We start from the raw sequence: 6,035 nt of genomic DNA on the forward strand, positions 1-6,035 counted from the left end.
GTTAGCTGCTGTGCGTGCCGTCATGAAAGTATCCTTTCAAATCAAACTTTTTATTTCGCTGGTGCTTTTTTTCTCCGGCCTTTTTGCCTTGCTTGGTGTTTATTATTACAAGGACGTTGGCCGCCAGCTATACCAGGAAATGAGTGCAAGAGCAAAAATACAAGCCGAAGAGATCGCGATTATTCCGAATTTACGTCGTTCGGTGGCCGAAAAAGATATTCCGGCGATTACGCAATTTATGCATAAAGTTGTCGCGCATAGCGATGCCAGTTTTATTGTTATCGGTGACAATAAAGGCCTCCATTTATTTCATTCCGTCCATGCTGATGTGGTGGGTAAAACCCTGGTTGGCGGTGATAACGAAGAGGTATTACAGGGGTTAAGCACCACCACCATTCGCAAAGGGGGGCTGGGGATTTCACTGCGCAGCAAGGCGCCGATATTTGATGATAATGGGCATGTCGTCGGTATTGTTTCAGTCGGCTATCTGACCAGCTATCTCGACACCATTACGCTGGGTAAAGTGATCAATATTTTTATTGCCGCCGTGTTGTTGCTGGCCGCGTTGTTTATTTTTTCCTGGTTTTTCACCCGCGGCATTAAAAAGCAAATCTTTTCGCTGGAGCCGCGCGAAATCGGCCTGCTGGTGCGTCAGCAGAAAGCGATGATGGAATCGATTTATGAAGGGGTAATCGCCGTCGACAGCGAGTTGCGCATTGAGGTGATCAACCAGGCCGCGCGGAAATTGCTGGGGTTAAGCCAGCCAACGCGCGCGTTACGCGGTCTGGCCATTGGTGAGGTGATTGCACCGGGGCCCTTTTTCACCCGCACGGTGATGCTGGAGAAAGATACCCACGATGAAATTTGCCGTTTTAACGAATTGACGGTGATTGCCAGCCGGGTGCGCATCATGCTGGAAGATAAATTACAGGGTTGGGTGATCACCTTCCGCGACCGCAACGAGATTGACACGCTCAGTGCACAGCTTAGCCAGGTCAAACGCTACGTCGATAACCTGCGCATTATGCGCCATGAACAACTAAACCGCATGACCACCCTGTCTGGCTTGCTGCATATGGAACGTTACGACGAAGCGGTACGCTATATCCAGGCGCAGTCGGAACATGCCCAGGAGTTGCTGGACTTTATCTCGTCGCGCTTTAGCTCGCCGACCTTGTGCGGTCTGCTGCTGGGTAAAGCGGCCCGCGCGCGTGAAAAAGGCGTCGAGCTGGCCTTCGATCCGCTGTGCCAGATGGAAAAAGCATGCGGATCGCTGGGAGAAGCGGAGCTGATCTCCATCATCGGCAACCTGCTGGATAACGCCATTGAGGCGACACAGCGCGCTCCGCTGCCGCATGAGCCGGTGGAGGTGCTAATCCTGCTTAATGAGCGGGAACTGATCATTGAGGTGGCGGATCGCGGTATCGGTATCGATCCGGCCATCCGCGAACGGATTTTTGAGCGAGGGATGACCACCAAACGCAGTGGCGATCATGGCTTTGGCCTGTATCTGATCGCCAGCTACGTTATGCAAGCAGGTGGATCTATTGATGTCTCCGCCAACGCGCCTCGCGGTGCTATTTTTTCTTTGTTTATTCCTGAAACGGGCAATGTACAGCGCCCCGTACCGACCCTGGAAGATCAGAATTATGCGACATGAACAGATAGACGTGCTGATAGTAGAAGATGAAAACGCGCTTGCGCAGCTTCATGCTGAACTGGTCGGCAAACACCCACGTTTGCGCCTGGTGGGCATTGCGTCGTCGCTTGCCGACGCGCAGGTGTTGCTGAGCAGTACCCAGCCGCAACTGGTTTTACTCGATAATTACCTGCCGGATGGAAAAGGCATCACCTTGATCAGCGATCCGTTGATTGCCCGGGCGAATTGCTCGGTGATTTTTATCACCGCCGCCAGCGACATGGACACCTGCAGTCTTGCTATTCGCAACGGCGCTTTCGACTACATTCTCAAGCCGGTTTCCTGGAAGCGCCTGAGTCAGTCGCTGGAGCGTTTTGTGCAATTTGCCGAGCAGCAACGGGTATGGAAGGTTGTCGACCAACAAAACGTTGACTCACTCTATCAATTACAGGCCAAAAACTACCGGCAGGATAATGGCAGCAAAGGCATCGAGGAGAATACGCTGGCGCTGGTGCAAAAGCTGTTTGCCGACGATGCGGAGCGCTGTTTTTCGGTAGATGAAGTGGTCAGCGAAACCGGGTTGAGTAAAACCACCACTCGGCGTTATCTGGAGCACTGCGTAGACGCCGGTTTCCTGGCGGTAGAGATGCAGTATGGCAAAATTGGCCACCCGCGCCGTATGTACCGTCGGGCTGCCGCCTGAATGTTGCCCCTCACCCTGCACGGCGTGAGGGGGCAAAACATTACTTCAGCACATACCCGTACAAGCGTTTGATACCATCCGTATCGGTTTCCGAATAGACGCCCTGCAATTCCGGCGAAAAGCCCGGCAACAGATTGACGCCCTCTTCCAGCGCCAGGAAATAGCGCTGCACTGCGCCGCCCCACACTTCGCCCGGCACCACACAGAGTACGCCTGGCGGGTAAGGCAGTGCCCCTTCCGCCGCAATGCGCCCTTCCGCCTCGCTGATGCGCACCAGCTCAACATTGCCGCGAATAAATTCACTGTTGGCGTCCTGTGGGTTCATGACCACAGCTGGCAGGCTCTCTTTGCGGAACATCGCTTTTTGCAGATCTTTCACGTCAAAACTGACATACAGATCGTGCATCTCCTGGCATAGCTCGCGCAGAGTGTAATCGCGGTAACGCACCGGGTATTTGTTAAAGATCGTCGGCAGCACATCGGCCAGCGGGGTGTCATCTTCGATATGTTGCTCGAACTGAGCCAGCATGGCGACCAGTTGCGCCATCTTCTCTGCGCTTTCGGCCGGCGTAAGCAGGAACAGGATCGAGTTGAGATCGCATTTCTCCGGCACAATCCCGTTCTCGCGCAGAAAGTGCGCCAGAATGGTTGCCGGAATGCCGAACTCAGTATAGTCACCGGTTTCGGCATCAATGCCTGGTGTAGTCAGCAGCAGCTTGCAGGGATCAACAAAATATTGCTCCTGCGCATACCCTTCAAAACCGTGCCATTTATCGCCAGGCTCGAAGCTGAAGAAACGGCGTTCACGGGCGATCACCTCAGTCGGATGATCCTGCCACGGCCGCCCGCCGATCGCCGGGGGCACAAACGGTTTGATCATTTTACAGTTGGCGATGATCGCTTTGCGCGCTTCAATGCCCAGCGCGACGCATTCGGCCCACAGGCGGCGACCGCTCTCGCCCTGGTGGATCTTTGCGTTAACGTCCAGCGCAGCAAACAACGGGTAAAACGGGCTGGTGGACGCGTGCAGCATGAAAGCGTTATTGAGCCGCTTATGCGGGCAAAAACGCGCCTGGCCGCGCAGATGATTATCTTTCTTGTGGATCTGCGAGGTTTGCGAGAACCCCGCCTGCTGTTTATGCACCGACTGGGTGACAAAAATCCCCGGATCGTTTTCATTCAGATCGAGCAGCAGCGGCGAGCAGTCGGCCATCATTGGGATAAACTGCTCGTAACCCACCCACGCCGAGTCAAACAGAATGTAATCGCACAGGCTGCCGATCTTGTCGATCACCTGGCGAGCGTTATAAATAGTGCCGTCATACGTACCAAGCTGGATCACCGCGAGGCGAAACGGGCGAGGTTGATCGGCTTTCTCCGGCGCGACGTCGCGGATGAGCTCGCGCAAATAGCGCTCATCAAAGCAATGATCGTCAATACCGCCGATAAAACCAAACGGGTTACGTGCCGCTTCCAGATAAACCGGCGTCGCACCGGCCTGAATCAACGCGCCGTGGTGGTTTGATTTGTGGTTATTGCGGTCAAAAAGCACCAAATCGCCCCGGGTCAGTAGCGCGTTGGTGACGACTTTGTTGGCGGCAGACGTTCCGTTAAGCACGAAGTAGGTCTTATCGGCGTTAAACACCTTTGCTGCGAATTTTTGCGCATGCTTCGCCGAACCTTCGTGGATCAGCAGATCCCCCAGTTTCACGTCGGCATTGCACATGTCGGCGCGAAAGACATTCTCACCGAAAAAGTCATAGAACTGACGCCCGGCCGGGTGCTTCTTAAAAAATTCGCCGTGCTGGTGCCCTGGGCACGCAAAGGTACTGTTATCCATTTCGACATACTGGCGCAGCGTGTTGAAAAAGGGCGGCAACAGATTGTCTTCGTAATCGCAGGCGGCGGTTTCCAGTTCCAGCCACTCCTGATCTTTACCGCCGATCACCGCTGTGACGCCTTCCGGCGTTTCGACCGCATTGTCTTTCGCAAACACGAACACCGGCAGGTTAAAACCCGTTCGTTTTAGCAGCGTAAGAATGCCGCTACGACTCTCCGCCATCGTCATGACGACTGCCGCCACATCCGTAAAGTCTGTACTGTCCAGCGTCACCTTTTCGCGGTGGGTGGAGAGTGTGGATACCAGCTCGCGGCTGACGGCAATTTTCAGTGATTTCATAAGCACGAATACCCGTTTCAGGGGAGTAAAAGGCCCCAGGTGAAGCAGGTGCTTCACCCAACGAACGTGTCTGACCGGAACCAGCTCCGACCGCCAGACATCAGTAAAAGCAGAACGCTTCTGATCTTACTGTTGTCCTGCAGTGAGCGTGCGATACCCTCACCGCATGGTGAGTAAAGTATGGGATAAAATGAAATGGGCGGCAGGCCGCATGCTGGCGCAAAGCGGGCGATAAACGGCTGAAAGCTGCGTCATCAGAAGCCCCCGAGAGATGGAAGAAAATTCGCGCAATCATGTCACTTTTCCCAAGGTGGCGCAACCAACGAGGCGGATGATTCGCATAAAAATGCTATTCTGTGCGCCGTATTATTCAGTTTTATGAACATTCGGAGAGATAACGTGTTAACTGGCCCTTTTATCAATGCCGCCGCCGTCTTGATAGGTGGAACCCTTGGCGCACTGCTCAGCCATCGCCTGCCGGAAAGGGTGCGAGCCTCCATGCCATCAATTTTTGGACTTGCGTCGCTGGGTATCGGCATTCTGCTGGTGGTGAAATGCGTTAATCTGCCCGTGATGGTACTCGCCACGCTTGTCGGCACGCTGATTGGTGAGTTGTGCTATGTCGAACGCGGCATCAGTGGCGGTGTGAATGCCCTGCGCAATGTGGTGCAAAAGCGCAAAAATACTCAGGACGCCAACAGTGCTCACGAATCGTTTATTCAAAGCCTGGTGGCGATCATCATTCTGTTTTGCGCCAGCGGCACCGGTATTTTTGGCGCAATGCGCGAAGGGATGACCGGTGACGCCAGCATCCTGATTGCCAAGGCCTTTCTCGATTTCTTTACCGCGGTTATATTCGCGACGTCGCTCGGTTTTGCTGTGGCCGTCATTTCTGTACCAATGCTGATTATTCAGTTGACGCTCGCCACCTGTGCCACATTGATTTTGCCGCTGACTACGCCAGCAATGATGGGGGATTTCACCGCAGTTGGCGGTGTCCTGCTGCTGGCGACCGGTTTACGCATTTGCGGAATTAAAATGTTTGCGGTGGCAAATATGCTGCCTGCGTTGGTGCTCGCCATGCCGATTTCTGCCCTGTGGACGGCGTTTTTTGCCTGACCTGGCGTGCATTTTCAACAAAGTGGTGATAGATTGTGCAGTCTGCAACGATTTCAAGAAATTTCGTTGACGGAGCGTGGTGAATCAGGTTTAATGCGCCCCGTTGCCCGGATAGCTCAGTCGGTAGAGCAGGGGATTGAAAATCCCCGTGTCCTTGGTTCGATTCCGAGTCCGGGCACCACTATTCAGAGAACCCAGCCTTTGGCTGGGTTTTTGCTTTTCTGGGTACGGACTCTCCATCGAACTGCGTTCGATTATTCGCCGCAAGCGGCTCACCCCTTCGGGGCCAGCGCGACTAGCGCGCTGTTCAACGCCTGACGGCGTTAGTCCGGGTCCGGGCACCACTTATTCAGAGAACCCAGCCTTTGGCTGGGTTTTTGCTTTTCTGGGTACGG

4 protein-coding genes and 1 tRNA gene are annotated in these 6,035 nt (G+C 54.2%); 4 read left to right on the top strand and 1 reads right to left on the bottom strand.

Annotated features, from left to right (window positions below):
- The first annotated feature begins 22 nt into the window (after window positions 1-22).
- Both RTX30_RS19855 and RTX30_RS19860 read left to right on the top strand, forming a co-directional pair.
- The gene (locus tag RTX30_RS19855) at window positions 23-1,660 is read left to right on the top strand and encodes a sensor histidine kinase (protein WP_312691981.1); all 1,638 of its coding nucleotides are present in this window, start codon (window positions 23-25) and stop codon (window positions 1,658-1,660) included.
- Complete coding sequence (locus tag RTX30_RS19860; protein ID WP_312691983.1) at window positions 1,650-2,342, top strand: response regulator; 693 nt, start codon at window positions 1,650-1,652, stop codon at window positions 2,340-2,342. The genes RTX30_RS19855 and RTX30_RS19860 overlap by 11 nt, the downstream gene beginning before the upstream one ends.
- Before the next feature lie 40 nt (window positions 2,343-2,382).
- Here the strand turns inward: RTX30_RS19860 and RTX30_RS19865 are convergent, their stop codons facing one another.
- The gene (locus RTX30_RS19865) at window positions 2,383-4,521 is read right to left on the bottom strand and encodes an ornithine decarboxylase (protein ID WP_312691985.1); all 2,139 of its coding nucleotides are present in this window, start codon (window positions 4,519-4,521) and stop codon (window positions 2,383-2,385) included.
- A gap of 399 nt (window positions 4,522-4,920) precedes the next feature.
- Here RTX30_RS19865 and RTX30_RS19870 point away from each other — a divergent pair, with 399 nt between their 5' ends.
- On the top strand, window positions 4,921-5,640 hold the full coding sequence (locus tag RTX30_RS19870; protein ID WP_312691987.1) for a DUF554 domain-containing protein: 720 nt from the start codon (window positions 4,921-4,923) through the stop codon (window positions 5,638-5,640).
- A gap of 105 nt (window positions 5,641-5,745) precedes the next feature.
- Window positions 5,746-5,821, top strand: a tRNA-Phe gene (locus RTX30_RS19875).
- Window positions 5,822-6,035: the final 214 nt, after the last annotated feature.

It is taken from the genome of Kosakonia sp., from assembly GCF_032052965.1.
Classification (GTDB): domain Bacteria; phylum Pseudomonadota; class Gammaproteobacteria; order Enterobacterales; family Enterobacteriaceae; genus Kosakonia.